This is a genomic window from Streptomyces sp. NPDC005303, assembly GCF_040607335.1.
GTDB lineage: Bacteria > Actinomycetota > Actinomycetes > Streptomycetales > Streptomycetaceae > Streptomyces.
The window spans coordinates 1-1,281 of the sequence record NZ_JBEXGM010000087.1 but is presented as its reverse complement, the minus strand read 5'-3'; the positions used below and the strand labels follow the sequence as shown (position 1 = coordinate 1,281).

Sequence of the window (1,281 nt, the reverse complement as noted above, 5' to 3'; positions counted from 1 at the left end):
TGAGCTTGTTCCGCTTTGACGGACACCATCGGTGTGATGGTCAGGCTGCGAGTGCGGTCTCGTATTCGGCGGGACTGCGATAGCCGAGGCTGCTGTGCAGACGGTGCAAGTTGTACCAGCCCTCGATGAAATCGAAGATCGCGGTTCGGGCGGCGGCCCGGCTGGGCCAGGAGCTGGTGTCGAGCAGCTCCCTCTTGATGGTGGCGAAGAACGACTCGGCGAGTGCGTTGTCCCAGCACTGCCCGGTGCGGCCGACCGATAGACGCACTCCCAACTGGTCTGCCAGCGTTGCGAGTTGGTGACTGGTGTACTGGCAGCCGCGATCCGAGTGAAAGATCACCGGCCGGGTGGGGCGGCGCCTTTGGCAGGCGGCCGTGAGGGCATCGGCGACCAGATCGGTCCGCAGGTGGTCGGCCGTCGCCCAGCCGACCACGCGACGGGAGGCGATGTCGATGACGGTGGCCAGATAGAGCCAGCCCTCCTGCGTGGCGATGTAGGTGATGTCGCCGCACCAGCGGGCATCCAGGCCGGCAGGGTCGGGCTGGAAGTTGCGGAGGACGAGATCGGGCCGCAGGGCAGCTCGTGGATCGGGGATCGTCGTCAGGTGCCGTCGTCTGCGGTGTCGGCCCTGCAGGCCGGCAGCCCGCATCAACCGGGCGACACGTCGGCGGCCGCATCCGGAGCCTGCCCGCTTGAGCACGGCATGGACGCGCGGGGCGCCGTAGGTGCCCCGCGATCTCGTGTGGACGTCGGCGATCTGTTCCGTCAGCTCGGCGTCACGGACCGCGCGGGGACCTGGCCTGGCAACGCGGCGGGCATAGAAGGCGGTCCGGGAGACCTTCAGCAGCTCACATGCTCGTTTGACGCTGTGCCCTGCACGCTTCTCCGCCTCGATGAACGGGTGCACCGTCACCGGGTCTCCTTCGCGAAGAAAGCCGTCGCACGCTTGAGGACCTCGACGTCCTCGCGCAGTCGGCGGTTCTCCCGCCGCAGCGCGGTCAGTTCCTCGCGTTCATTGCTGGTCAGACCGTCGCGTTCGCCTGCATCGACCTCGGCCTGGCTGACCCACAGCCGCACCGCGGTCTCGGTCAGGTCGAAGTCCTTGGCGATCTGGCCGACCGAGCGGTCACCGCGTCGGCACAGCTCGACGATCTCCGCCTTGAACTCCGGCGTGAACGAACGGCGAGGCCGAGGCTTCTTCTTCCCCATGCTCTCCATGATGGACATCCTCCCGGGGCTGAACCCCTGATCTCGGATGTCCGTCAAAGCGGATCAAGCCCA

General features: G+C 67.3%; 1 protein-coding gene and 1 pseudogene. Both read right to left on the bottom strand.

What is annotated here, in order from left to right; genetic code table 11:
* Nucleotides 1-40: 40 nt before the first annotated feature.
* Nucleotides 41-913 (bottom strand): IS3 family transposase, encoded by an 873-nt coding sequence (locus tag ABZT93_RS40385; protein ID WP_356114123.1) that lies wholly within the window; start codon nucleotides 911-913, stop codon nucleotides 41-43.
* 17 nt (nucleotides 914-930) lie between these two features.
* A pseudogene (locus ABZT93_RS40380) lies at nucleotides 931-1,209 on the bottom strand (transposase); the annotation flags it as partial.
* Nucleotides 1,210-1,281: the final 72 nt, after the last annotated feature.